This is a genomic window from Shewanella benthica KT99 (genome assembly GCF_000172075.1).
GTDB lineage: Bacteria > Pseudomonadota > Gammaproteobacteria > Enterobacterales > Shewanellaceae > Shewanella > Shewanella benthica_A.
Genome location: NZ_ABIC01000116.1, coordinates 1 through 1,043 on the forward strand (window position 1 = coordinate 1; position 1,043 = coordinate 1,043).

General features: G+C 45.6%; 1 protein-coding gene. It reads left to right on the forward strand.

The window, feature by feature from the left end; all coding sequences use genetic code 11:
- Nucleotides 1-134: 134 nt before the first annotated feature.
- Nucleotides 135-1,043 (forward strand): IS21 family transposase (gene istA / locus KT99_RS19820; protein ID WP_050774398.1); only part of this gene is annotated, 909 nt, incomplete at its 3' end.

Here is a 1,043-nt window from a genome sequence, read left to right on the forward strand (position 1 = left end):
TTATTAGGCGACAATTAACTTGGCCAGTTCGCGACAATTAGCTTGTCCGGTTTTGGTCATCTTTAGGCATACATAATTCTTGAGAGATTTATATGCCTGGAAAACCCATAAACCAACTACAGGTTAACCTATATATGTCTTATCGTAATAAACCTAAACAGACTCAATCATCTGCTGCGGCAAAGGCGGGGTTTTATTCCCGTTCAGCTAGACGAATTGATGCTGGCCAACACAACACCAGCAAATTACCACGTCAATACGCGACCAGAAAAGATCCTCTTAATGGTCTTTTCGAGCAGCATGTTGTGCCGTTGCTTGAAAAAGAACCCTCACTGCAGCCCATTACATTATTCGAAAAACTAGAGGAAATCGCACCGGGGCAATTGGAGCGCTCACAGCTACGCACTTTACAACGCCGAATTAAGACATGGCGCGTCATACACGGGCCTGAGCAAGACGTCATTTTCAGGCAGAAACATACGCCGGGGGCAATGGGCATTTCTGACTACACTTGGGCCAACGAGCTAAATATAACCCTCGCTGGCAACACATTTAAGCACAAGCTTTATCATTACCGTTTGGTGTTCAGTGGCTGGACCTATGTCGAGGTTGTACTCGGTGGTGAAAGTTTTGAGTCACTGTCATCAGGGCTTCAAAATGCTTTTTGGCAGAGTGGTGGCGTGCCACTCACCCACCGTACAGACAGCTTAAGCGCTGCATTTAAAAACCACACCGAAGCTGAAGTTCTGACAGAACGCTACACCAAGTTATGCACACATTACGGGGTAAAAGCCACTCGAAACAACAAAGGTGTCGCCCATGAAAATGGCGCAATTGAGGGCCCTAATGGCCATCTAAAGCGTAAGATAGAGCAACAACTGTTATTACGCGACAGTCGTGATTTCACTGATTTAAAGCAATACCGAGACTTCATCAATGTCATTGTTGCAAAAATTAACCGTCAATGTCATACCGGTTATCTAGAGGAGTGCGCCTACTTGTCCTCCTTACCCGCTCGTCGAATTCATGACTTTAGTGAGCAA